This window comes from Mesorhizobium sp. M0802 (assembly GCF_040320115.1).
Lineage (GTDB): Bacteria > Pseudomonadota > Alphaproteobacteria > Rhizobiales > Rhizobiaceae > Mesorhizobium.
The window spans coordinates 430,782-455,380 of record NZ_JAMYOY010000001.1 but is presented as its reverse complement, the minus strand read 5'-3'; the positions used below and the strand labels follow the sequence as shown (position 1 = coordinate 455,380).

At 58.7% G+C, this 24,599-nt stretch carries 27 protein-coding genes and 1 pseudogene; 13 read left to right on the top strand and 15 right to left on the bottom strand.

The features are described 5' to 3' along the window. Positions 1–90 precede the first annotated feature (90 nt). Positions 91–411 (bottom strand): hypothetical protein, encoded by a 321-nt coding sequence (locus tag NKI10_RS02235; RefSeq protein WP_031195797.1) that lies wholly within the window; start codon positions 409–411, stop codon positions 91–93. A gap of 201 nt (positions 412–612) precedes the next feature. On the opposite strand from NKI10_RS02235, the gene NKI10_RS02230 reads away from it, so the two are divergent. Next, positions 613–1,188, top strand: coding sequence for a GNAT family N-acetyltransferase (locus tag NKI10_RS02230; protein ID WP_352858317.1), 576 nt, complete (start codon positions 613–615; stop codon positions 1,186–1,188). 70 nt (positions 1,189–1,258) lie between these two features. On the opposite strand, the gene NKI10_RS02225 is transcribed toward NKI10_RS02230, so the two are convergent. From NKI10_RS02225 to NKI10_RS02210, 4 genes are read right to left on the bottom strand one after another with little or no spacing between them, the layout of a single operon-like run. After that, complete coding sequence (locus NKI10_RS02225) at positions 1,259–1,591, bottom strand: hypothetical protein (protein WP_023830856.1); 333 nt, start codon at positions 1,589–1,591, stop codon at positions 1,259–1,261. 2 nt (positions 1,592–1,593) lie between these two features. Further along, positions 1,594–1,956: a hypothetical protein gene (locus tag NKI10_RS02220; protein WP_352858314.1), complete on the bottom strand. Its 363-nt coding sequence runs from the start codon at positions 1,954–1,956 to the stop codon at positions 1,594–1,596. Beyond that, positions 1,953–3,173 carry an NRAMP family divalent metal transporter gene (locus NKI10_RS02215; RefSeq protein ID WP_352812068.1) on the bottom strand — a complete coding sequence of 407 codons (1,221 nt, stop codon included), beginning with the start codon at positions 3,171–3,173 and terminating at the stop codon, positions 1,953–1,955. The genes NKI10_RS02220 and NKI10_RS02215 overlap by 4 nt, the downstream gene beginning before the upstream one ends. Next, complete coding sequence (locus NKI10_RS02210; protein ID WP_155923926.1) at positions 3,170–3,631, bottom strand: hypothetical protein; 462 nt, start codon at positions 3,629–3,631, stop codon at positions 3,170–3,172. Before NKI10_RS02210 ends, NKI10_RS02215 begins: the two co-directional genes overlap by 4 nt. Before the next feature lie 528 nt (positions 3,632–4,159). Here NKI10_RS02210 and NKI10_RS02205 point away from each other — a divergent pair. The 3 genes and pseudogenes from NKI10_RS02205 (at position 4,160) to NKI10_RS02195 (ending at position 6,293) form a co-directional block, all read left to right on the top strand. Beyond that, entirely contained in the window at positions 4,160–4,945 is a 786-nt protein-coding gene (locus NKI10_RS02205; RefSeq protein WP_031194922.1) for an SDR family NAD(P)-dependent oxidoreductase, read from the top strand. 610 nt (positions 4,946–5,555) lie between these two features. Then, positions 5,556–5,957: pseudogene (locus NKI10_RS02200) on the top strand (SDR family NAD(P)-dependent oxidoreductase); the annotation flags it as partial. 90 nt (positions 5,958–6,047) lie between these two features. Continuing rightward, complete coding sequence (locus NKI10_RS02195; protein ID WP_023687844.1) at positions 6,048–6,293, top strand: hypothetical protein; 246 nt, start codon at positions 6,048–6,050, stop codon at positions 6,291–6,293. A gap of 180 nt (positions 6,294–6,473) precedes the next feature. On the opposite strand, the gene NKI10_RS02190 is transcribed toward NKI10_RS02195, so the two are convergent. Next, positions 6,474–6,890 carry a response regulator gene (locus NKI10_RS02190; RefSeq protein WP_023804850.1) on the bottom strand — a complete coding sequence of 139 codons (417 nt, stop codon included), beginning with the start codon at positions 6,888–6,890 and terminating at the stop codon, positions 6,474–6,476. Next, positions 6,887–10,000, bottom strand: a complete 3,114-nt coding sequence (locus NKI10_RS02185) for a CheR family methyltransferase (protein ID WP_023729494.1) — start codon at positions 9,998–10,000, stop codon at positions 6,887–6,889. Before NKI10_RS02185 ends, NKI10_RS02190 begins: the two co-directional genes overlap by 4 nt. Before the next feature lie 158 nt (positions 10,001–10,158). Between NKI10_RS02185 and NKI10_RS02180 the strand changes: the two genes are divergently transcribed. After that, positions 10,159–10,710 (top strand): response regulator, encoded by a 552-nt coding sequence (locus NKI10_RS02180; protein WP_352787380.1) that lies wholly within the window; start codon positions 10,159–10,161, stop codon positions 10,708–10,710. A 117-nt stretch (positions 10,711–10,827) separates the two neighbouring features. After that, entirely contained in the window at positions 10,828–11,004 is a 177-nt protein-coding gene (locus NKI10_RS02175; protein ID WP_023681160.1) for a hypothetical protein, read from the top strand. A 228-nt stretch (positions 11,005–11,232) separates the two neighbouring features. Here the strand turns inward: NKI10_RS02175 and NKI10_RS02170 are convergent, their stop codons facing one another. From NKI10_RS02170 to NKI10_RS02155, 4 genes are all read right to left on the bottom strand, one after another. Beyond that, positions 11,233–11,496: a hypothetical protein gene (locus tag NKI10_RS02170; protein ID WP_352858308.1), complete on the bottom strand. Its 264-nt coding sequence runs from the start codon at positions 11,494–11,496 to the stop codon at positions 11,233–11,235. 340 nt (positions 11,497–11,836) lie between these two features. After that, positions 11,837–12,001 carry a hypothetical protein gene (locus NKI10_RS02165; RefSeq protein ID WP_023668056.1) on the bottom strand — a complete coding sequence of 55 codons (165 nt, stop codon included), beginning with the start codon at positions 11,999–12,001 and terminating at the stop codon, positions 11,837–11,839. A 245-nt stretch (positions 12,002–12,246) separates the two neighbouring features. Beyond that, positions 12,247–13,734, bottom strand: coding sequence for an alpha,alpha-trehalose-phosphate synthase (UDP-forming) (locus NKI10_RS02160; protein WP_352858305.1), 1,488 nt, complete (start codon positions 13,732–13,734; stop codon positions 12,247–12,249). Positions 13,735–14,020: 286 nt separating this feature from the next. Next, entirely contained in the window at positions 14,021–14,245 is a 225-nt protein-coding gene (locus NKI10_RS02155; RefSeq protein ID WP_023681156.1) for a hypothetical protein, read from the bottom strand. A gap of 193 nt (positions 14,246–14,438) precedes the next feature. On the opposite strand from NKI10_RS02155, the gene NKI10_RS02150 reads away from it, so the two are divergent. After that, positions 14,439–14,909 (top strand): GFA family protein, encoded by a 471-nt coding sequence (locus NKI10_RS02150; RefSeq protein ID WP_352521500.1) that lies wholly within the window; start codon positions 14,439–14,441, stop codon positions 14,907–14,909. 182 nt (positions 14,910–15,091) lie between these two features. Beyond that, on the top strand, positions 15,092–15,976 hold the full coding sequence (locus NKI10_RS02145) for an alpha/beta fold hydrolase (RefSeq protein ID WP_352858301.1): 885 nt from the start codon (positions 15,092–15,094) through the stop codon (positions 15,974–15,976). Here NKI10_RS02145 and ligD read toward each other — a convergent pair. The 3 genes from ligD to NKI10_RS02130 form a co-directional block, all read right to left on the bottom strand. Next, complete coding sequence (ligD, locus tag NKI10_RS02140) at positions 15,956–18,598, bottom strand: DNA ligase D (RefSeq protein ID WP_352858298.1); 2,643 nt, start codon at positions 18,596–18,598, stop codon at positions 15,956–15,958. The genes NKI10_RS02145 and ligD overlap by 21 nt on opposite strands. Before the next feature lie 161 nt (positions 18,599–18,759). Next, complete coding sequence (locus NKI10_RS02135) at positions 18,760–19,053, bottom strand: hypothetical protein (RefSeq protein ID WP_023817832.1); 294 nt, start codon at positions 19,051–19,053, stop codon at positions 18,760–18,762. Next, positions 19,050–19,274 (bottom strand): hypothetical protein, encoded by a 225-nt coding sequence (locus tag NKI10_RS02130; protein WP_155921617.1) that lies wholly within the window; start codon positions 19,272–19,274, stop codon positions 19,050–19,052. Before NKI10_RS02130 ends, NKI10_RS02135 begins: the two co-directional genes overlap by 4 nt. Positions 19,275–19,466: 192 nt before the next feature. Between NKI10_RS02130 and NKI10_RS02125 the strand changes: the two genes are divergently transcribed. Together NKI10_RS02125 and NKI10_RS02120 are read left to right on the top strand one after the other, a co-directional pair. Next, a complete protein-coding gene (locus NKI10_RS02125; RefSeq protein ID WP_352512486.1) occupies positions 19,467–20,459 on the top strand; it encodes a YihY/virulence factor BrkB family protein in 993 nt (330 codons plus the stop codon). A 73-nt stretch (positions 20,460–20,532) separates the two neighbouring features. Continuing rightward, entirely contained in the window at positions 20,533–20,829 is a 297-nt protein-coding gene (locus NKI10_RS02120) for a hypothetical protein (RefSeq protein ID WP_023830869.1), read from the top strand. Between the two features lie 91 nt (positions 20,830–20,920). Here the strand turns inward: NKI10_RS02120 and NKI10_RS02115 are convergent, their stop codons facing one another. Then, entirely contained in the window at positions 20,921–22,321 is a 1,401-nt protein-coding gene (locus NKI10_RS02115; RefSeq protein ID WP_352858293.1) for a phospholipase D family protein, read from the bottom strand. 423 nt (positions 22,322–22,744) lie between these two features. On the opposite strand from NKI10_RS02115, the gene NKI10_RS02110 reads away from it, so the two are divergent. The 3 genes from NKI10_RS02110 (at position 22,745) to xth (ending at position 24,546) form a co-directional block, all read left to right on the top strand. Then, entirely contained in the window at positions 22,745–23,272 is a 528-nt protein-coding gene (locus tag NKI10_RS02110; protein ID WP_023681150.1) for a YciE/YciF ferroxidase family protein, read from the top strand. A 216-nt stretch (positions 23,273–23,488) separates the two neighbouring features. Further along, on the top strand, positions 23,489–23,701 hold the full coding sequence (locus NKI10_RS02105) for a hypothetical protein (protein WP_352858290.1): 213 nt from the start codon (positions 23,489–23,491) through the stop codon (positions 23,699–23,701). A 68-nt stretch (positions 23,702–23,769) separates the two neighbouring features. Further along, entirely contained in the window at positions 23,770–24,546 is a 777-nt protein-coding gene (gene xth, locus NKI10_RS02100; protein WP_023741825.1) for an exodeoxyribonuclease III, read from the top strand. Positions 24,547–24,599: the final 53 nt, after the last annotated feature.

Sequence of the window (24,599 nt, the reverse complement as noted above, 5' to 3'; positions counted from 1 at the left end):
ATGTATCCAGCCATGCGAGGCACGTACTCGGAGGCCCGCCATTGTCTTGATGGCGGGCCTTCGGGCGGCCGAAGCCGCTAGGTCCATCGGCTACTTGTTGCAATTTTGCACGGTCGAGGTCGTTGCGCCACTTGCAGTGTTGTTATCGATGTCATTGCCTGCGGCATCCTTGCAACGGTCGGTCATGCCGTTCGATTTTGTAGTCGAGTTTGTGGAATTCGGATCGGTTGGCACGGCCGCATTCCCGCTTCCAGTGCCATTGCCAGCGGCGCCGCCGCTGCCAACAGTTCCAGTACCAGTTCCATTACCCGTGCCAGCCGTGCCGCCAGCACCCGTTCCATTTGTCTGCGCCAGGGCGGAACCGGCCAAGGCAATAGTTAGCACCGACGCGGCTAGAATTTTCTTCAACATTGGAGTCTCCGTGTTTGAATCGCCGAATTGCGATCGCTTTCCCAACGACAGGTTTTTCTCATTGTTCCCGGCGTAATGGATTGTGATCCGCAGCAGCCTTCGTCGAGGTGGATACTCTTGCCGGCGCACGAATTGTGATGAGACCTGACAAGGCAGGATGGGCTTTGTTCAACACCAAAGCGATATGTTGGGCGCGGCTGCATGCATCCGACGCGGATCGCGATGCGGAATGTGGGCAAGACGGGTTACAACAGAAGCGGCGATCAGAGCTGCGAGCGAACCGGCCGCCTTGATGTTAATCTGATGGTTGAATCTCAAGACCATTCCGACGCAGGAGCAGAACGCATGCCGGCTCGATCCGAAGGATTTACAATCGCTCTGGCTCACAACGGGGATGCACGAACGCAGGCGGCCGCTGCGCTCTATCGACACAACATCGAACAAACCGGAATCGATGACCGGGCAGTGATCGGCGCGGAGCTTACCGACCCCTCGGGAAAGATCTGGGGTGGAATTTGGGGCAGAACGGAACTGGGGCTCCTGTTTCTCGACATGTTCTTCTTGCCTGAAAAATTGCGTGGCCGATCCTATGGATCACAGCTTCTTATGGCGATTGAGGAGGAAGCCGTTAGGCGTGGATGTAAGAGAGCCGTCGTCGAGACGAGCAGTTTCCAGGCGCCTCAATTTTACCGGCTTCATGGGTTTGAGGAATTCGGCAAAGTCGAATTCGTTATTCCAGGACACGCCCGCATCTTCCTTCGCAAGAACCTGCAGTAATCTTTGCGGAGGCGCCATCTGCACGAACGGCTAATTCGCCGGCAAAACGCCGGCTCCCAGCCGTAGCCATCTACTCCCGAAGGTCCTTTTGCCCTTTCCATCCGGGAAGCTCGGTCATCGGGCATAGCAGCCGCGGTCGCGCCGGATCGGAGATATCGAGTTTATCCCAGGGAATGCGGTACAGGCCGTCGCGACGGCGCAGCCGAAACAGGTCGAGCATCGCGACGCCGATGGTCGAAGCCGACAGACGCTCGAACGCGGCGTAGATGCCAACGTGGAATTCAGTAACGACGAGCTCGTCGCCACGCTGTTCGGCGAGAATCTCTTCGATGTGACCGATGCTCTTTCCACGCTGCGAGAGCACGCGTCGCCCGGCAAGATGTTCGAGGTTGACTGTCCTCATCATCACGCTCCTGGGATGCGCCCGATGACATGATCGCGCAACCAGTCCTGCCAGGCGAAAATCGACGTCTCGCCCACCTCGATGTCACATTCGATGTCGAGCCCGTTGTCCTGCACCTTTTTCGACGCAATCCTGTGTGGCTCGGCGTGGCGTTTGCCACCCACCCTCGTCGCCAGTTGCGCCATCCATTCCCCGGGCCGCGCGCCAAGGCGGCGCGCCAAAGTGATGGAGCCGAGTTCTATCGCGACAATCCTTGGTGGTTTGCCCCGCCGCAACTCGGCCACCACTCCGTCGACCTTGCCGATCTTGACCCGCCGGCGGTCGAACACCTGCTTGTCCAGGAGATCACGCATCAATTCCATCATGTGCCTCCGAATATCTGCAGCGGAATCGTCACCACGGCGAGCACGAAGGCAAGCGCGATAATGAAGATAACGGCGGCATTCGAAATGATGCCGTTGCGATGTTCGCCGACATAGCGTTCGTCATTCAGCAGGAAGAGAAATGGAACTACCGTCAGCGGAAGGCTCGCCGCCGTTACCGCCATGGAAAAGATGGTCAGCCTCAGTGGGTCGAGGCCAAGCACGATCGGAATGGCGGCCAAAAACAATGATGCCGTATAGACGGCACTGAAGCCCGGATCATCGCGCGGCTTTCGATCCTCACCCCACGTCCAGCCAAAGCCCTGTGCCACCAGATATGCCTGTTGCAACCCGACTTCGAGTGCGGCGCCGAAACAGGCAATGGCTAGCGAGGCAACGAATAGAACGAACCCCCAGAAGCCGAATATAGGGATCAGCATCAACGGCAGTTGGTGATAGTCGTCCACCTGGTCGATGCCGTGCGTCGCGAGAACGAGAGCAGCGACGATCAACACGGCGATCGAAATGGTCCCACCGAAGGTCATGCCCAGCCCGGCGATGGCACGATTGGCTCCAAGGTGGCTTTCATCCCATTTGTCCTCGATAGCTCCCGAGGAATAAAACATGAAAAGATAAGGCGATATCGAGGCGCCGAGAATGCTGGCCGCCATGAACCAGTAATTGATGGCATCGTGAGCCGGCAGCGAGGGCACGGCGCTGCCAGCGACCGCTGTCCAGTCGGGCTTTAACATCACCGCACCAACCACGAAGCACAGCGTCACGAGGCCGAGGACCGAAATGCCTTTCTCGATAAAGCCAAACGTGCCTTTCCACAGCAGCAGCCATGCCAGCAACGCCACCGGCAGTGCCCACCACTGGAAGCCTATGCCGGTGGCAAGTTCGAGTGCGATGGCCACACCGCCGATCTCAGCGGACAGCACCATGAAATTGACGAGAAGGACGACGAGCAACGGCCATAGGAAGACGTTGAACCCAAATCTTTCACGAATGCCCTCTGAGATCGTGTGATGGCTCATCGCGGCGAACCGACCGGCCATTTCAACCAAAAAGATGATGCATATGGTGCCGAGAACTATGGCCCAGATCAGCTGGAATCGGAAGGCGGCACCCGCCTGCGCCGCCGTAGCCATCGACCCGACTTCGAGGAAACCTCCGACACTGGTGACGACGCCAAGCGATATTTCCAGAAGCTTCTTCACGGCTTTGGTCCGAAAGCGCTGGTGTAAGCGGCGGCGAGCGAGCGCATGGCCGCCCGAAGATCCTGTTGTGCGCTTTTCACCTCAGTGCGATTGTTCACCTGCAATCCCGCCTCGGCATGCGCCACCGCCACCGACAAACTGTTGACTGCTGCCGTCAGTCCTGCTCGCCCGGCTGGTTCAGCGGTCTCGGCCGATCGAATTTGCGCCTCGACATCGGCCAGCGTTTTTCCGACCGAGTGCAGTGCGGCCGTGGCATAGGCGGACGGTGCCGCTCCCTCCACCCAGGCATCCAGTACCATCGATACGGTCTGTGCCGCGGAGGCCGCTGTTCGTGATTGCTGCGCCACCTGATTGGAAGACGAGCATCCGGCCAACCCGGCTAGAATCAGAAGCAAGCACAGGCAGCCAACCGGAAAATGACGGTCGTTATGGGGTACAGCGCGCGTTGGATGCGCCACGCGGATTTCCTCCCCGGCCCGAACCAACTGCGTCCGGCATCAATGATCTAGAGCGCTCGGAGAGCTCGTCAAACGAAACCGACGACGAGCCTGTGAGGTCGGCTAGTCCAACGTAACAAAACGCTCCATCCCGGACAGCCGTTAAAAGAGGGGGGCCCGCGCTTCTCTTTGGCGCGGAGAAGCGCGGGCAGATCGGGCTGAGGGGATGACCCGATCGCGCAGCATCAACATGGGAGGGCAACAACGCTGCACGGTTCGAACTTCCAACCGGGCCACTTGTTCCAACTTCAACTGATCCGTTCTGAGTACTCAATCCATGCGTTTGGGGGGCCTTTTTGAAGGTAGGCCATGGCGAGTTCTCATGGCGTAGAACGGTTTTTGTCGCAACGGCCCATCCATGAATGCGCGCGACGACCGCGATGACGACCGTCGCCTGACCGTCATGACAGCGCACGACCAATCCAGCCCAAACGCCGCGGAACAATTGTGCCCACTCGTGGTTCCGATGGCACGAAGATGGAGGATATGATGACGGACGCCAAACTCGCTGTGGTGACCGGCGCCTCGAGTGGCATCGGAAGGGAACTCGCAAAGCTGTGCGCTAAAGACGGTTACGACCTGATCATCGCCGCCGACGAGCCGGCTATCCGGCAGGCGGCAGAGGCACTTGAGACCCACAATGTAACGGTCGAAGCCATTGAGGCCGATCTGGCGACCGTCGAGGGCGCCGATCGGTTGATCTCCCAGATCGGCGATCGCGATATCGACCTGTTGTTTCTCAATGCGGGACGCGGGCTCGGCAACGGCTTCGTCGACCAGGACTGGCGAAAAGTCCGCCGGATCATCGACACCAATGTCACCGGAACGGTCTATCTGGCGCATGAGCTCTGCGCCAAGATGGCCCGGCGAGGTCGCGGGCGCATCCTGTTCACCGGATCGATCGCCGGCTTCATGCCCGGCACATTCCAGGCCGTCTACAACGGCACGAAGGCGTTCATCGATTCCTTCTCGATCGCGCTCCGCCATGAGCTGAAAGATAGCGGGGTGACGGTCACCGTGCTGATGCCTGGCCCTACGCAGACGCGATTCTTCGAGCGCGCTGAAATGATGGATACCAAGATCGGCACCGATGAAAAGGGCAATCCGGCCGATGTCGCCAAAACGGGTTACGAGGCGATGATGGCCGGTGATGAACAGGTCGTCAGCGGTTGGAAAAACAAGCTGCAGGTTGCCGCCGCGCATGTCACGCCGGCAGGCACTTTGGCCGAACAGCACCGTAGGATGGCCGAGCCGGGGTCGGCGTCCAGCGACTGAGCCAATATTTCGCGCCATCAAACGGGCTGGCATTCGCAGAGACCGCATGTGCTGCGCGACGCAGTCAATCGCTGCCGCAAGGACGGCACCATCTCGGTCCCCACGGCGTCTGTGTTGGCCTGGTCGATCACATCCCGTCTGGCGCGGCGATGAATAAGAGACCGGCTTTCCGGATGGGCCAGACGCATACGCAACGCTGCCTCGAACCTCTTTTGGCCATGGTCCAGAGCGCCGCAATCGATCCCTCCTTGTGATTACCCACCGGGCCGATCTGAAAGCAGGGCCGGATCTCTACAAGACGTTCCGCGACAAGCAGGATGGCTGCATCAAAGTCGTGACGCGGCCTCACAGCAAAGACGGGCAAGGCGACCGACACTCACTGCAATCACAAGGGAACATTCGCGTCGACGGCCGGTTAGGTGCCACTTCCGTAACGGTCACCTGCCGTCAAAGCGAGCCCATGATGAACCACGACCAGCATGACAATGTACCAGACGCAGCGCGTAGACTTGTCGTCGGAAGCATGGCGGGAGGAATTCTCGTCGCTTATGCTTCCACGGCGTCAGCCGATACGGGAACAGTGCCTGCTAAAGCAGGCCCTGCGAGCCCGATGCTCAAACAGAATCCGGTGACGCAATATCCCCAGCCGCCGTTCAAGCCACAGGAACAGAAGTGGCCGGGTTTGGCCACCAAGATGGTGCCACGCCCGGATCACGGCGAAACGACCTACAAGGGATCAGGCAGGCTTGCCGGTCGCAAAGCGCTGATAACCGGCGGCGATTCCGGAATTGGTCGTGCGGCGGCGATTGCATTCGCGCGCGAGCGTGCGGACGTCGCTTTCGGCTATCTCCCCGAAGAACAGGAAGACGCCGACGAACTGGTGGACCTAATAAAAGCGGCAGGTCAAAACGCTTGCCGGCGATATCCGCAATGAGGCCTTTTGCAGAAAGCTGGTCGATGAAGCAGCAACGCCCCTCGGCGGTTCGACATCCTGGTCAGCAACGCTGCCCGCCTCACTCGAGTCAACGGTCCTCAAAAAGGGCCGCCAGGCCCACCGCTCCTTAGGCGTGGTGGGCTTTCAGACTGTCTACAGGAGGAACCAATGGCTGGCGATGAAATAGAAAGAAGGCGACTGCAGATGTTGATCGAACAATATCTGGAGACCCGTAAGCGACGGCACGATTTCGTGTCGATCGCGAATGCCGAACTCGCGATCAAGGCGGTCATGCCGCATTGCCCGGTGTCAAGCGCAGCGTTGGCAGAGATGATAGCCGCTGGCGCCGTCACTTACGGCCTTGGCGTCCTATTCGACGCGAGGCAAACCGAGGGCGAACTGCCCGTCGTTTGATAGGCTCATCGCCTGACCAATCGTCGCGCCGTGGCGAAGTTTCGCCCAGCGCTGGAGTACGCCAGACCGGGAGCATGCCAATCGTGCCGGCCGGATCGCAGGCACTTGCCGGCGACGCCGTCTCGGGCCTGGACCCGAATGTCGTCGCATATCTGATGAAAAACCAGTGTCTTTGTGCAGTTACCGGGCTTCTCGTTGGGTTGGCACCGTTCCGCTGTCCTGGTGTCTTGCCAAAGCTGTCGGTTGAACACCGAGCATATTTCGCACGGCCTCGACCAGCGCAGCAGCCCACACGGGTTTTGACAGCATCTTGTGATGACGCAAATCTTGCGGGATGTCGGATGCCGTGTACCCACTGACGAAAACAAACGGAATTCCGCGTTGCGCTAGAAGAGGGACAAGGGCAGCGCTGGTCTCGCCGCCGAGACCAATGTCCAGGACCGCGGCAGATATGACTTCACTCTCGATCAGCTTTTTCGCGCGAGCAACGGACGGCACTGGCCCGGCGATGGCGAAGCCGGCCTCTTCCAGAATTGCGCGGTGCTCCTCCGCGACCAGCCATTCATCTTCGACGATAAGGATACGAGATGCAGTCACGTTTCGCTCTCCCGATGATCAAACGGAAACTCAATCCGCAAGCTCAAACCATCGGAACCGAAAGATGTTTCAAAATTTCCGCCAAGCCGATACTCAATTTCGCCCTTCACCAGCGAAAGACCAAATCCCGTCTTCTCAGGCGGACTGACAGCGGGACCGCCGCTTTCTAACCATTCAAGCTGAAAACCGTGATCCGACGCCGACCAAGTCACGGACACCACGCCGTTTGGCACGGACAAGGCGCCATATTTTCCAGCATTCGTGGCAAGTTCATGGATCACCATGCCAAGCGACAGGCCCTGCTGAGGCTTGAGCCGAATGTCCTCGCCTGTGGTGTTGATGCGTTCCAGCCCGAACGGCTCGACTTCCTGCCGCACGATTTCCTCTACCGAGACCTCTTTCCAGCTTTCGCGCGAGAGCACTCCGTAGGCCCGCGCCATGGCGCGCAGGCGACCGATGAGCGCTTCGGCGAAAGCCTCCGAAGAGGGAGCATTTTTCAGGGTCTGACTGGCAATGCTGACCGTAACAGCCAGCATGTTCTTGACCCGATGGTTGAGTTCCGAGATCAATACCCGCTGGTGGGCTTCGGCTTCAGCCATGGTCGTCACATCGACAAAGGTCACCACCACGCCCTGGATTTTCCGCGCGCTGTCGCGGTAGGGGATCAGCCGCACGAGATAGTGGATGCCGTTGCTATCGCGCGGCAGCTGGTGCTCGATCATCTCGCCGGCCCTGAAAACCTGGGCAATATGGTCGCGCAGATGCGGATAATCGAGCCGGCTGGCAAGATCGGTCAGCGGTCTTCCGATGTCGGTCGGCAGCAAGTTGAAGAACGAAGACGCCGCCGGCGTGAAGCTGCGGATAACCAGCTTGGTATCGAGAAAAACAGTCGCGATCTGTGTGCTCTCGAACAGGTTCTTCAGATCGCTGTTGGCACGATCGAGATCCTCGATCTTGGAAACCAGTTCGGCATTGATGGTGTTCAATTCCTCATTGAGGGACTGCATTTCTTCCTTGGAGGCCTCGAGCTCCTCATTGGAGGACTGGGCTTCTTCGTTGACCGAGACGAGTTCCTCATTGGAAGATTTCAACTCCTCCAACGCGGTCTCATATTCTTCGATCGTCGATTGCAGGCGCTCGCGCGTATCGCGGAGCTCGCGTTCGAAATCAGCAATCCCAGATGCCACCGGCTGTCGAACCTTTAGAGCCTCCAGCCGCGGCTGCGGCTGGCCCACCGGCTCGAACAGGACGAGAAACAGCGGCTCGCCGCTGCCGCGATCAGTCAAGGGCTCGATCGTCAATGTGACGAATTGGACACGATCTTCATCTTCTTCAATGGCTATCGCTTCGCGCACAACCGTGCGCCGGCCCTCGGCGGCTTCCCGCAAAGCGCCGCGCAATTCCAGACGCAGGCCGCTGCGTGCCATTGTGAGCAATTGTCTGCTCGGCACCCCTTGCGGCGGCTCGAGATATTTGCCGGTTCGGACCGAGTAATAGACGACATCTCCATCACCATTGACGACGACGTGAGCCGGAGCGAAGCGTTCGAGAACCTGCGCTTCAACGGTTTGCCTTAGGGAATAAGACAAGCCGCGGCGGGCATGTGTGTCATTGGCGCTGGAAAAGTTGGTTGCAGGCGCAGCATTCAACAAGATCGGCAGCCGCGGCGGCGCCGAATGTTCTCGTGCCTTGAAGATCCGTTGTTTCTTGTCGACCGGTGCAAACAGGTCGGCATGCTGGCTTATGCTTTCGGAGGTGCCAAGGAACAGATAGCCACCGGGCTTCAGCGAATAGTGGAAGGTCGGAATAACCTGCTTTTGCACATCGGGGCCGAAATAGATCAGCAGGTTCCGGCACGACACCATGTCCATGCGCGAGAAGGGTGGATCGCGGATGACGCTGTGCGCCGAGAAGATGCAGAGATCACGTACGCTCTTGCTCAAGATGAAACTTGTGCCGTCATTGCTGAAGAAGCGTTCGCGACGTCCAGGCGAAACGCCCGCAAGCAATGACTCCGGATAGCGCGCCGAACGTGCGATGCCCAGCGCCGCGTCATCGATGTCCGTGGCGAAAATCTGGATGCGCGGCACAGCCGAAAGTGTATCCATATGCTCGCGCATCAGCATTCCGATCGAGAAGACTTCCTCGCCGGTTGCGCAGCCGGGCACCCAGACGCGGATCGTATCGTTGGCGTCCTTGCCTTCGAAAAGTTTGGGGATGACGGTTTCTTCCAGGGTCTTGAAAGCGTCCGTGTCGCGGAAGAAATTTGTCACGTTGATCAGCAGGTCGCGAAACAGCGACCGCACTTCCTCCGCATTTGAACGAAGCAACTCTATATAGGCATCGATCGCGGTGTTCTGCGTTATTTGCATGCGTCGCCTGACGCGACGCAAGAACGTCTTGGCCTTGTAGCCCGAGAAATCATGTCCCGAATGGCTGCGCAGGATCGCGTAGATTTCCTCCTGGCCCTTGCGGAGTTTCAAAGCACTGGCCTTGCCATCGTCAGCTTCAAGCTCGTCGAGCAGTTCAAAGCTGTGGGCAAATTCCATGAGTTTCGCACCCATCTCATCGGCTGGGATGGCGATATCGATCAGACCGGAACTGATCGCGCTGCGCGGCATGTCGGGATTGCTCGGACCCGACTCATCGGAGAGTTGCGCCAGCGTCAGGCCGCCATTCTCCTTGATTGCCTTGATGCCCAACGTACCGTCTGAATCGCCGCCCGACAGGACGACGCCGACGGCGTATTCGCCCTGATCCTCGGCCAGCGCGCTGAAGAAGATATCGATGGGCTTGCGCTCCCTGGACACGGAATTCGGTTGGCGCAGCTTTAGGCTGGAATTTTCGATGGTGAGGATCGCGTTGTGCGGCATCACGTAGACGGTGTCAGGATGGATACCCATTCCATCTTCAGCGACACGAACCGGAATTCCGGTGTAAAGCGCAATCACTTCGTGCAGCAGACTTTCCCGTTCCGGGCTGAGATGCGTGACGATCACGAACGCCATCCCGCTCGAAGACGGCATCCCGCGAAAAAATCCCTCCATGGCGGCAATGCCGCCCGCAGAGGCGCCAATACCGACTATGGGGAACCTCGGCAGCTTTTGCATCAATTGTCCTGCTTCAGTGAAATGCAACGCGGCAGCGCTGATTTCGATCCAATGTGTAAACCGTTCCTGGTCGAATTCCCATCCCGCACCGCCGATAGCCACGGAACCGATGGACGCGACCGCCGTTTAAAGCCCGGAGGGCTGCTATGTTATTAGGCATGCGAATTCTGCTCGTCGAGGACGAATTCTTGCTGGCAAGCGAACTTGCCTCTTATTTCAGCGATTGTGGGGCGACCGTTTTGGGGCCGGTGTCGTCAGTCAGCCGGGCTCGACGATATATCGATTCAGCGGATGGGGCGGTGCTGGACATCGATCTCAACGGTGAGACTGTTTTTCCCCTCGCCGATGAGCTGACGGACAGAGGCATCCCGTTCGTATTCTTCTCCGGAAACGATCAGATCACCCTACCGGAGCGGTTCCGATACACCCAAAACCTCTCCAAGCCGGCCGGGTTCAGGACGGTTGCCGGGATTCTCGCCGCGCAATCAACAGCGCTTGGTGAAGACAATGTTTTCCGCGCTCTTCCAAAACTGAGGCTGTCCGCGCGGCTGTTGTTAGGCGACCCACAAGCGGCCGATCGCCTCGTGGAACGGACATTGAAGGCGGCGCTGGAGGAGCGGTTGTCGCGGCATGACCTTCCCTTGAGCGAATGGCTCAATACACTCATGGAGGAGGTGCTCAGCAACGACAGGTCTGGCATTATGAATTAAGATTGTCCGATGGTTTGCCGCAGGCCGCCCTGTCGACCGCCCCCCGCCGCGGCACCCTCCCCCAAGAGCGTTTCGCTTCGTCTTGCAAATACGGCCGCATTCCTGCTAGAAATCCTCGTGGCCAAACCTCCGCAAACCAAACCTGACTCATTCCGCGATCCTGTTGAGGGCGACGCACTCGCAGCGCTGCTCGACGAAATCGCGGAAGAGGAAACACCTGAACGGCTGTTGAAGCTCGCCCTTGAGCTGCAGCAGCAACTGCTGTTGTCAAAGCAGCTGAAAAATCCCAACTGAACGGCCTGCAGCTAGGCATCTTGATTTGCCTCGAGTTCCACGATGGTGTCATCGCCTCGTTCGCCAGACCCATGCTGCTGCGGTAATCTTTCTGCGCTTGATGTGGGCGAAACCCCAGTCTCAATAGCTCAGCGGTTCCTGCGCCCAGAAAAAGGCCCTCATCCCATCATGACGCCGATGAGACGACCAGGAAGATCAGGGCCAACTTGGGTCGCAGCCCAAGGTCGATCACTGCTGCCCTGGCATCTCGGTATTTTCTTGCGGGTTCTTTTTAACGCCGGGCGCGGGTGATGTCTCGGCGGGGGCATTGCCGCCTTGGTTCTGTTCCGGGGTGCGCTTTACTCGCGATGTCTGCCACGATCCGCCTGAAAGGGGTATGAACACAAAGAAGGCTAGCAGTGCGACGAAGATCACAGCCGCAATGACGACGCCCCAGCCGAGTACATTTCGGGTGCCACGCTGTTCTTCCTTCCGGGACACATGCTCCGTCATCACTGGACTCCTTTGTGTCATTCGATGAAGTACAAATTTATCGTGCAGATCGACCGCACGGTCTGCTCTTTCCCGGCGCCGGCCACCGGCACAGCTGAAGAAAGCTGAAGCTAATCTTCTCCAGCTTTTCGGCTGCCTGGTTTGGCGACCCGCTTTGGCGTTTCCGGCACTGCCGGTTTCTGCTCGGGTGCAGGCGAATTGACCGCCTCATGCGCCAAACGGGCTTTGCGCAATCGCGCCGTTTTCTCTTCCCGCGCTTTACGCTCGGCTTCCATTACTCCTTGTGCGTAGAGGGTGGCTCGTGCGTCTCTGTCGTTTGCGGATCCACTGGCCGCCATAGTCAGCCCTCCGCCTTGTAATTTCTTGCTTCCTTCTTGGCGCCGTCTTTGCCGTGCTCGGCTGCAAGCTCTTTGGCCTGCCCGGGTGACACGTCGGTGACTTCGGCCAACTTGATTGCCTCTTTTTCAGAGAGATCACTGTCCTTTCGCGTGGGGTTCCTTGTCATCGCAGATCTCCTATCAGAGCCCAAACGACCGGACCGGCGGTGTGTTCCGTGGAACCTTCGATAGTCCACCGATTGAGGCGGGCTATCGCGCTTCCGGCAACGAGCGAAAAGTTTCTGATGCGGGCTGACAAGGTACATGATCAGCTTCAAGGCCTTTCGAACTGCTAGGCAAGCCGGGTTATGGCCGGGCTATGACCGTGTGGGACGCGTGACACACGGACGGATTCAGGCATCGATGCCAGGCGCTAGTTCTCGCCCGCGAGCGTGGCGAGAAATGACCGCCGCCATTCTGCTGCGTCATTGCGCCTGATGCGCTTGAGCAGTGCACTATGCCTTGCAATTCTTTCCTCAAGCGGCATCGCGAGCGCTTTTGCGATCGCATCGGCAACCTCGTCGACCGCATACGGGTTCACGATCAAGGATTCGGCAAGTTCTTCGGCCGCACCTGCAAAACGCGACAAAACCAGCACTCCGGGGTCGGCTTCGTCCTGCGCGGCTATGTATTCCTTGGCGACGAGGTTCATTCCGTCACGCAGGGGTGTGACCAATCCGACCTGGCTAGCGCGCAACAGGCCAGCAAGCCGAGAGCGTGATACGGCACGGTGGATGTAGCGGATCGGGGTCCAAGCCAAATCCGCGTATCTTCCGTTGACCGCGCCGGCGGTTGCTTCAAGCTGGGCCCGGATGTCGGCATAGGCGCTGACCTCCTCGCGCGTCGGCGACGCAATCTGCAAATAGGTTGCCGCCCGCTCGTGTTCCGGATGCCTTTCCAAAAGACGCGCGAAAGCCTGCATGCGGCCGGGGAGACCCTTGGAGTAGTCCAGCCGATCGACGCCGATGATTTGCTTGAGGCCCAGAATCTGGCGGCGCATGGAATCGATCTGCACATCCTCCGCCGCCTCATTGGCCATGCGTGCGATTGAATCGACGTCGATGCCTATCGGAAAACACCTCGATAACACCGTGCGGCGGTTCATCTCAGCCGAACCATTGATATCAAAAGTAGTGGAGTTGGCCGCCTGCACTGAGCGCCGGAAATTCCCCACGTCCGTTTCGGTCTGGAACCCCACGACGTCATATTGAAGCAGATCATCGATGAGTTCTTCATGGTCGGGCGTGGCTACAAACAGGTCGGGCGGCGGGAACGGTATGTGAAGAAAAAACCCGATCCGATTCCGGACTCCCAGCCGCCGCAACTGGGCGGCCAAGGGGATAAGGTGGTAGTCGTGAACCCACACCAGGTGGTCGTTGCCCGACAGCAGTCCTGCGAGCGCCTTCGCGAACCGCGCATTGATCTGCCGGTAGGCGTGTAGAAACTCTGCCCGGTGGTTCACCAGGTCGAGTCGGTAATGAAAAAGCGGCCACAGCGTGCTGTTGGCATAGCCATTGTAATAGAGCGAATACTCCTCATAGGGCAGGGTAAGCGCAGCCGTCTCGATCTTTCCCACCCGTTCCAAGCGGATCAGCGGTTCGTCGCTCGCGGCGTAGTCCTGATACTCGGCGCTTGCTCCTAGCCACAGGCCTCCACGCTCGGCCAACGCATCCCCGATGCCTACAGCAAGTCCGCCGGCTTGCGACAGATCGCGAATGTTCCCCAGCCTGTTCGAGACGACAACCAGACGACGCGGGATGGCGCGATCGCCAGTTGGCTCCCCACCTACGGCGTCGCGCTCAAGAGGGTCACCAACCGTTTGCGAAGCCTCGTTGAGAATTTCATCCGGTCGCTGCAACAAGAGCAAATCCTGAGCGTGAAGATCGCTTGGGGAACGGTCCGCGCGTGCGATTGTTCCCGACGTAAGTGTCCAGCCGGATTCGCTGGTTCTCGGCCCGCTCGGGCGCCTTTTTCAGCGGCTCTCGCAGGATCGTCGTCGGACACACCGGTGATGAGACCCCGATCCAGCACGCCGAGCAGCCGCTTTGGCGACGGCCGGACTTACCGCTTTGGTATTCATGCTGCCGGATCCCCTGCCCTGTCATATCAACTCCCCACCTTGGCAAAAGCCCCAACTGACCAAACCGTCAGTCCACCTCGATTACCTTGCGCGTCGGCTTTCGTTGGCGGGGCGGCTGCTTTGCGGCTACGGGCGCGGGCGGGGTCTGCGCTATCGATGCCTCCAACAACTGTCGCTGTTCTCTAAGCCGCGCCGTCTTGGCTTCCCTGGCATGCCGCTCCGCTTCCAACAGCAACTTGGCTTCTCGATCCGCCCTCTCGATCTTTTCCCTGTCGACGCGTCGTGTTTTCAAGGTCGCCTCCTTTGGTCAGACGGCGAACAAAGTGCGGACCTGAAAAAATGTTCCCAACAAATTAAGGCCTGATCCTGCCTCAAATGATATTGACCAGCAGCCCGCCGGTTGCGCGCATCTGCGGCTCTGTGACGTCCAAAGGAACTGCTTGCCGTCCGCGGCGTTACGCCACCACGCTGGCCGGAAGATTACCATGGACGACAAACCCCGAACGACGATCAGAAAACCGGCCCGGATTGATCGAGGGCATTGCTTTTGCGGAGCCATCACAGCTGAATTCAGTGGCGATCCCTTTTGGATTTGTTTCGACCACGACGATGACTGCCGACGAGCGATCGGCAGCCCACTGACGATCTGGATTGGCTATCGTCCAGATCAGGTCGATTGGCTCGGCTCCAAACCAAAAACATTTTCGAAAACCAGGGGCGTCGTGCGCTCCTTCTGTTCGGAATGTGGCACCTCGATTGGGTACACCGATGAAGGCTTGCCAAATGAGTTCTACATCTCGATCGGATTCATGGACGCGCCCGAGAAGTTCCATCCCCAAGCTCAAGCCTATTGGGAAATGCGGCTGCCGTTTATCAGGATGGATGACGGTTTGCCTCGCGTCGAGGGCTACACCCGGGCGCGCGACCCCGCCCTGGGCAATCCCAGAGACCGGTGAGGCAGGAGGCTGGATCTCGGGCGTCGTACCTGCAAGCCAGCGCCAGGGCTGGCGGAACGGCGGCCGAACCATTGGAATGAGAGAGATCTCCAAACGGACAAATGCCCGAAACCAATTTCACCGGGGTGGGTTGAAGATGGACATGCGGGACTTGTTTTCACAGTCTGACGACAAAGAAGCGGATGTTTGAAGGATTCAAGCTAGAGACTGTGGATCTGCCCGAGTCCTCACTGCGAGTCAGGTATGGAGGTTCAGGCCCGCCGCTTCTTTTGCTGCATGGCCATCCTCGGACGCACGTTACCTGGCACCGGGTAGCCCCACTTCTCGCCCCCGACCACACAGTTGTCTGCCCCGATCTGAGGGGCTTTGGCCAGTCCTCGGTACCGGCGGACGCCGTGGACCATGCTGGATCCTCCAAGCGTGCCAAGGCCAGGGACTGCATTGCTCTCATGGGACATCTCGGCTTTCGCCGGTTTGCCATCGCAGGCCATGACCGCGGCAGCTACACAGCGTTCCGAACAGCCATGGATCACCCGCCGGCGATCAGCCATCTGATCGTCATGGACAGCGTCCCTATCCTGGAAGCCCTCGAACGCTGCGACGCCCGCTTTGCGAAGCTCTGGTGGCATTGGTTCTTTTTCGCACAGCCGGACAAGCCCGAACGCGCAATCATGGCCGATCCTGACGCATGGTATGGCGGCTCAGCCGAGTCCATGGGGGCTGAGGCCTATGTCGACTACAAGGACGCAATCCACGATCCGAATGTTGTTCACGGCATGCTTGAAGACTATCGGGCAGGTCTGGCCATCGACCAATTGCACGATGCCGACGACAGGAAAGCTGGTCGCCGGGTCGCGTGCCCGACCTTGGCGCTCTGGTCCGCCCGCGATGACCTTGAGGCACTCTACGGCAACGTGCTCGATGTTTGGCGACCCTGGACCACCGAACTGAAGGGCCAACCGATCGAAAGCGGACATCATATGGCCGAAGAAGCAGCCGAGGCGGTAGCCGCAGCTGTCATGGCGTTCTTGCGCGAACCGACGTCGTCATGCGGCGAGCTTTGCTGAACCAATCCGTTTGATGGCACTGCTGATCGACCGTTCGCCATCGTCGTAGTCAGCCCAGGCGATGGTCTTTTTGAGGTGGCCCGGAACCGTGCGAACGGTGTATTTTTTCGGATCGAGATCCGCCTTCACCTGACTCCAAGTCAGCGGCATGGATACAGTCGCGCCTTCCCTGGCGCGAGGGGAGAAAGGGGCGACGGCTGTCGCCATGCGATCATTCCTGAGATAGTCGAGAAAAATCCGGGATGTCCGCAGCTTCTTGGCCATGTTGACGAGGTAGAGATCGGGGCTGTCTGCCGCCATCTGCATGCAGACGGCCTTTGCGAAGGCCTTGGCCTCGGCCCATGTCGTCTTGCTGCGTTGGGCCGTCAATGGCGTCACGACATGCAAGCCTTTGCCGCCCGTGGTTTTGCAGAAGCTCACCAAGCCCAGATCTTCGAGACGATCGCGCATTTCCTTGGCTGCCGCGACCACCTTCGCAAAAGGGACTTCCGGACCGGGGTCAAGGTCGAAGACAAGTCGGCCAGGTATTTCGGGATGACCCGGCTGGCAATTCCAGGGGTGAAGCTCAAGGCCGCCTATCTGGGCGATCGCGGCCAGACCCTCGACGCGGTCGATTTGCAGATACGGTTTGTGATCGCCGAAGACTTTTACCAGTTCCAGCAGATTGGATGTGCCTGGCATTGCGTGGCGCTGGAAAAACTGCTCGCCGGCGTAGCCATCCGGCGCGCGCACGAGTGAACAGGGACGACCTTTGATATGTCTGATCATCCAGGGGCCAACGGTCTCGAAATATTCTGCAAGATCGAGCTTGTCGACGGGCTGACCGTCGCCGGCATTCGGCCAAAGCGGCTTGTCCGGCTTGGAAATGATGACGCCCATGACAACCGGGCTTTTTCCTGTCTTGCCAGTCACCTTGGCAGGGTCGGCAATCGGCGTCTCTTGAGGATCAGCTGGACGCTCGGCATCGACGTCTTTTGCGGGCTTGTCTTCACGCAGGCCTTTGAAGGCGGCCTGCCGGATATTGCCACCCCCGGTCCAGCCGGCGAACTCGATTTCCGCGACCAATTCCGGCTTCGTCCAGAAGACGGTTGAATTCCTTTTCGGTGCGCCATCGCCGGTAAACGGCGACGTCGCGGCTTTCATCTCCTGCAGCCTGGGCATCAGCTGCTTGACCTTTGCCTCGCTGAATCCGGTCCCCACACGGCCGATATAGGCGAAATGTTCACCGCGATTGACGCCGACGAGCAATGACCGGAATTTGCCGTTGGTCGTCGACCAGCCGCCGATGACCACCTCATGCCCGGCGCGGCATTTCGATTTGGCCCAGGTGTCGGTCCTCCCCGAAACATAGGTTGCATCGGCCCTCTTGGAGACAATCCCCTCAAGCGAAAGGCGACAGGCAGAACGCAGCACCGCGTCGCCGCCATTGCTGAAGTGCTCGACATAGCGGATGAGATTTTGCGCGCCGCGATCGACTTCGCCGAGCATCTCGCTCAGACGTTCCTTCCGTTGTGAGAGAGGCATCTTTCGCAGATCGACGCCATTTGCGAAGAGCAGGTCAAAAGCAAAGTAGATCAGGTCTTTCGTCCGGCGCTCCGACAGCGCCGCCTGCAGTGCGGCAAAATCGGGCGCGCCGTTCTCGTCAAGCGCTACGATTTCGCCGTCGATGATGACGTTGGGGAGGCTGGCGGCCTCCTTTGCGATGGCGCCAAATTTCTCCGTCCAGTCAAGACCCTTGCGGGTCTTAAGGGCGATGTCCTTGTCTTCCACGCGCAACTGGACGCGATAACCGTCAAACTTGATTTCGTGAACCCAGTTCGTCCCGGCCGGCGGCCGGGAAAGCGTTGCGCAAAGCTGTGGTGGGATGAAGTCGGGCATCTTCGCCGCTGAGGCACCAGCGGCTCGCTTCGGCCGCGGAGCAGGCTTTGCCGACTTGGCGGCGCGCTTGTCGGCATGGCCGCGCTTGCTGTCCCAAACGGCATCCGCATCGGCCGACGATGAACCTTTCATCATGAACGGCTTCGGACCTGCCCCCTTTCCCGCTGCAATCCTTTCCATGCTCCGACCGGAGGCGACGGATCGGTCCTGAGCCAGCACCGCATCGCCATTGCCCTCTGTCGCGTATTTGTCGCGGTGTTTGATCAGCAGCCAGTTGGTCCGCTTCCCGCCATTGCGGTCATGCTTCATGCGCACGAGGACGAAGCTTCCATGCAGGCGCTTGCCCTGCAGCGTGAATTTCAGGTCGCCTTTTTCCAACGCCTTTTCGGGAGACATGGCGCCTTCCGGTTCCCAATATCCGCGATCCCACAACTGCACCGTGCCGCCACCATATTGTCCTTTGGGAATTGTGCCTTCGAAGTCGCCGTACTCCAGCGGGTGGTCCTCAACCTCCACGGCAAGTCGTTTGTCGTGAGGATCCAGTGATGGACCTTTGGTCACAGCCCATGATTTGAAGACCCCGCCAAGCTCGAGGCGAAGATCATAGTGCAGCCGCGTGGCCGCGTGTTTTTGGATGACAAACCGAAGTCGATTCGAACCCGCAATCGAGCTTTCGCCGCTGGGCTCTTTCGTCTTCGCGAAATCCCTTTTCGCCCGGTAGGTTGAAAGCTCGCCCGTTTTCATGGAAGTGCCCCGACTAATGACGCAACGCCGGACTCAACGCAGTGGGTGAGATTTGGTTCGGTTCATGGCCGAGACAGCGCCGACGCTGCTTTTCCGCTTCAGAGCGGCGTCGGCGTCAAATGAGGCCTTCACGGAGACTACAGGTGTCGTCACCGCTGACGTTAAGGTTCCTTGGTTTGCCCAACCATTTTTGCAAGCTCTGAAAATGGTGGGATGTCCAGTTCGCCTTGCGCGTTGTTTGCGATCTGCAGAAGCCGGATCGGGAAGCAGATCGCGTCACGGTTGGCCGGTGACATGTCTTCGTAGGTCCGCTCGTCACTTGTCATGGACGCCTCTGCCTTTCGCAGGGCGGTATCGATCTCGTCAATTGACAGCAGACCTTTGTGAACGAGCAGATTGTTGATTGACGCGACCGCCATCATCAACCCTTCAAGCTGAAGATTGGCAACGTTCATGGCTTGACCGTGTTTCCGCCGCCCGGCCTCGCCGGGGCGTTCTGGCCATCGGATTGGTGCGTCTTGTCATCCACTTCGTTGACTGGCCGCGTCAGACCGACCCCACTCTTGGGTTTCTTGTTGCCGGCCGCATCCTGAGAGAACGCATCCGAAGGATCAGGACCTGTTCTAGCCGGGTACTTCGTTGCGCCGGTCTCGCGACGGTTTTCATTATCAGGCATTTTTGATCACTCCAATCGGATGACCGATAACCATTACGAGCCCGGCGAGTTCCGGCGCCGCATGGAACATTTCTGGGCGTGGTGCAGAGACAAGCGGGCGTGTCTCGGCAGTCACGCCTCGCGCACTGGCGGCAGGTCTCGCTTTCGTTGCCCACAGCACTAGGTTACTCGTTGAGGCAAAAGGAATTCCCCATGCGGGTGGCACGCGAAGCCTGGGTTCTTGGCAAGGAGAGCATCCTCGGATTCATCAACGACAATGCCCTCAGCCACGGTGCGGCGATGGCATTCTATGCCGTTACGTCCCTGGCCCCGATCTTGTTGATCGTTGTTGCGATTGCTGGACTTGTCTTTGGGCATGAAGCAGCTCAACTCGCTCTGTCGGCCGAAATCGCAGGCGTGATGGGATCGCAAACCGGCGACCTTCTGCGCAGCACCATCGAAAGCGCTTCTCACAGAACCGCCGGCACTGTTGCCACTTTGGTGGGCATTGTCACCCTCTTCGTGACAGCCTCAGGGGTGTTTGGCGAAATGCAGCTTTCGCTCAACACAATCTGGAAGATTGAGCCACCACCCATGTCTGTGTCGCGATTGGTGCGGGCGCGGGCGGCCAGCCTGGGTCTGGTTGCAGCGTTAGGATTTCTACTGCTTGTCTCGTTGGCGGCGAGCGCCGCCATTTCCGCGCTTGGCGCTGCCATCAACGCCCATCTGCCGTTCGGCACGATCATTCTCGCGTCGATAAACGGCATTGTATCATTCGTGCTGATTTCCGCTCTGTTTGCCGCGATCTTCAAGATCCTGCCGGACCGGTCGCTCGCTTGGCGCGATGTCGCAATTGGCGCGGCAGTGACCGCTTTGCTCTTCACCATCGGCAAGTCGCTGATTGGCTGGTATATCGGAACCAGCGCGATTGCATCCTCCTATGGCGCGGCGGGTGCACTGCTGGTCGTGCTGCTTTGGGTTTACTATTCGTCTGAGATATTCCTGCTCGGCGCCGAGTTCACGCGGGCCTATTCCGTCCGTCTCGGCAGTCGGTCCGACCTTCAACCGATAGTGGAGGCAGAGAGCCCGTCGCGACAGACATCGAACCTTAGACCAACCATCCAACGCGAGGTGCAGGCCTGGATTGTGATCACGGGTTTGCTGACCTTCGTGGCGACACGGGTCTGGCCATCGCGGCGATCTTAGCTGCTTCCCACCAATTCTGTTTCTTTGGAACGCAACCCGGACACCGGAATTGCATAGGAACAGGAGGTTGCCCATGCCAAAATTCCGCTTTGAGACGACAGTATCCGGCCAGACTACCGCTCTCGAGGAAGAGCTAGCGAGTGCGGAGATGGCCAGTCCGAGAGCAATAGAGATGGCGCGCGTAGCGGTGGCGGCGGATCCTGGGTCAGGAACCAAGCAATCGGGATCGACTATCAAGGTCTACGATGAAGCCGGATACCTGGTCGCCACAGTCAATTTTTCCGACGTGTTGCCGAGTGATCCGGACGCCGGACAGCATGGGATTGGCGACGCGATTGTCGAAGAACCGGGTGTGATGCGGTCTGGCTGACCCGTGGTAGATCAGGGTTTCACGTTTCGCTCACGCGATCCCCGGCAGGGCAATTTGCTGAGATCGCGAGGTCCTCGGCCATCGTCGGATGCTAGAGCTGAGATTCGATCGGGAGGTGACGGACGAAGACCGCCAGGATACGGCGAAAAAATCCGGCTTCTGGTTCATGCGTATAGTCCTGAATCTTGCCTTCGCCGCATCCATGCCAATGCAGAACATTGTGCTTCAGTTCGAGCCGATAGCTTGTTTCCGGAGATATTTCCGATTGGAATCGATGCCGCAGTTCGGCGACCAATTTCGGATCCTCAAACAGCACGCCCATTTCCGAGTTCAAGGACACTGACCGTGGATCGAAATTGAAGGAACCGACGAAGCCGATATTGTCGTCGACGGTGAAAGCTTTCGTATGCAGACTGGCGCCCTTCGAGCCAAACACCGAGATTGCGGAGCGCCGGTTGAACGGCTGAAGCTCGAAAATATTGACGCCATTCCTCAGCAGCCGCTTGCGATAGTTTGCGTAAGCGCCATGGACTGCGGCGACGTCCGTGGCGGCCAGGGAATTGGTCAGAACCGAAACGTCAACACCGGCGCCGACAAGGTCCAGCAAGATCGCTGTGCCCCTTTTGCCGGGGATGAAATAGGGCGACACAATCTCCAGACACCCGCGCGTGGATTGGATGATCGGACGCAGCTCTTTCATAAGCCAGCTGCGACGTCTCCAACCACGAACTTTCTCCGGCGGATCGGAAATGACCCGCACGCCATCCACCCAATGAACGTCGTTGCTGGCCGCAATAAACTCCGTGATCGAGCCCCGGTTGCCGATGCCGTTCAGGAATTTGGGATCGGGGCCGGTATCGCTTCCTTCAAGCCATTTGGGATGCTCATGCTCAGCCACTGATCCCAAGGTTTTGATTGGCTTGGCTTCATTGCAAGCCCAGAAGGCATCGAATATCGCCGCGGTTTGCCGTACCGCAGGCCCCAGGAGCAGCAGATCGAGGTCCCGGAAATTGGTTTCTGCCGCATCGAAATAGGCATCGCCAACATTCCGACCGCCGACAATGGCAAATTTGTCGTCAACGATCCAAGCCTTGTTGTGCATCCGTCGCGTCAATGCAAAGAGCCGCAACAGCACTTCCACACCACGCATGATCCGGCCGCGCCTGATACCGCTCGGATTGAACAACTTCAATTCGATGTTTGGATGGTTGTTCAGCACCAGATATGCCGCATCATTTTTACGCGGATTGACGTCGTCAAGGAGCATGCGCACCCGAACACCGCGCTCAGCAGCTCGAAAAACCTCGCGAAGCAGCAAGCGGCCGGTGTGGTCATCATGCCAAAGGTAATACATCAGGTCGAGGCTGCGCTCAGCGCTCCTTGCCGCCAGCACGCGCACAGCGAAAGCGTCATAATTGTCCGAGACAAGCAGCAAGCCGCTCTTGCCGGTTTTGATGTTGTCGTCTGCGGTTCGCGAAAGTGATACGTCCATAAAAATTGCCACCTTTGGACGGCGCTCGCTGCCATCCCGCTCAAATCATAGCTAGAACCATTCTGAGGTATTCTGGTTGCATACGCAGCGTCCAATCACCCAATTGCTGGATGCAAGCAGGGCCAGCAATCAAGCGGCTGCAGAGCGGTCAGGAGGCTTGAGAGGCGTTGCCCCGACTGCTCTGCTGCCGCCGCGGAACTTGCGTCTCCTGCAGTCCCAGGCCCTCAGACCGCACGACCGTTGGCGGGAGCCCGATGGCGTGCGCCCCGCCGCGGCTCTTCGACGAGAATGACGTGGTCGTTGTTCTCAGTGAAGCGCAGGACCCTTTAAATTTAGATATCTCCATTATCCCGGAACCGGGTTCGGGTTTCCGAGTTAAGAAAATGCTCGCGACGGGCAATTTTCAACAGAGGAGACGGCACAATGCCCACTGCCAAGAAAGCCAATGGCAACAACAAGGACCTGGAGGACCTTTTCCTCGATGGCCTCAAAGACATCTACTATGCCGAGAAGAAAATTCTGAAAGCCTTGCCGAAGATGGCCAAAGGCGCATCCGAAGAGCAAGTTTCGGCAGCATTCGAGAAGCACCTCGCTGAAACCGAGGGGCAGGTCGAACGTCTGGAGGAGGTCTTCGAGATTCTCGGCGCGGCCGCGCGCGGCAAAACCTGCCCGGCGATCGACGGCATCCTGGAGGAAGGATCTGAAATCCTTCAGGAGTACAAGGGTTCGACTTCGCTCGATGCAGGGCTCGTCGGTGCCGCGCAAGCCGTGGAGCACTACGAGATCGCCAGGTATGGAACCCTGATTGCCTGGGCTACGACGCTCGGCAAGGATGACGTGGTTGCGCTCCTCAATGCGACACTTGAAGAGGAGAAGGCCACCGACGAGGCGTTGACTGCCCTCGGTGAAGCCGGCGTCAACGAACGAGCGGCAGAACGGAAAGCGGCTTGATTGATCGCCTACCCAACCGCCTCGGCGACCAATGTGCCGAGGCGGTCCCGGGAGATGAAGGACATGATCACGCATATCTACAAAGGACTGGAAAGTTTCCTGCTTGAGTGTTCGGCCCCGCTGGTCAGGCGCCGCGCCCTTGGCGGTTCGCGCAGCGATCCTCGGCAGCTGCGAGAAGAGCGCCGAGATTGAGTTCAGGACCCGCAAAGTCGCCGAATGAGCGCCAACATGGAGAGTCGGATGGGCTTCTTTGGAAAATATTTCTCAGGACTGTTGAGCAAGAAATCGACTGACGGCAAGGGGAGCGGCGATATGCGTAAAGCTACCGGCGCGGGTCCGGCGATTGCTGCGCATTCCAAAGATGCAAAGACATCCGCTGCTTCCGGTCAAAGCACCAATGCTTCGAGCAAAAATGCAGATGGACGATGACAAAAGGCAAGATTTGGCTACCGACTCAATGTCGCATCGAAGCGGCGCAAAGACGTTAAATCGTCGAGATGACCCGCATAGCAACCTTCAACGTCAATGGCGTCAACGGCCGACTGCCAGTGCTTCTCAGGTGGCTTGGCGAAACCGGCTATGACATCGTCTGCCTTCAAGAACTGAAGACCTCTGACGAAAAATTTCCCGTCGATGCGATTAGGAACGCCGGCTATGGCGCAATCTGGCACGGACAGAAGTCCTACAATGGCGTGGCAATCCTCGCTCGCGGGATTGAGCCGCTGGAACGTCGTCGAGGTCTGCCGGGCGATCCCGACGATTCGCACAGCCGCTACATCGAGGCAGATGTGAATGGGCTTGTTGTCGGCTGCCTGTATTTGCCCAATGGCAATCCAGCGCCGGGGCCGAAGTTCGACTACAAACTTCGCTGGTTCCGACGTTTGATCACCTATGGCCAGGTGCTGCTCGGCGATAGCTCACCGACCATCCTGTGCGGCGACTATAACGTCGTTCCAGGCCCGATCGACGCGGCGGTGCCGGGGCGCTGGGTTGGCGATGCCGTTTACTTCCCCGAGAGCCGGAGCGCGTACGCCGAAATGCTTGCTCAGGGCTGGTTCGATGCGGTTCGTCGCATTCATCCAGAAAAAGGAATTTACACTTATTGGAACTTCTCCTACCGCGGCGGGTACGATCGGAGTTCCGGGCTCCGGATGGACCATCTCTTGCTGAGTTCATCCCTATTGGATCGCCTGAAGAATGCCGGAGTAGATGCCGAAACGCGTGCATGGGACAAGCCGAGCGATCATGCGCCAGCCTGGATAGAACTTGATTGAGCTTCCTCGGCAAGGAGCCTGAAGACCTAGTGGCGCTCCTTCGTGATTACATT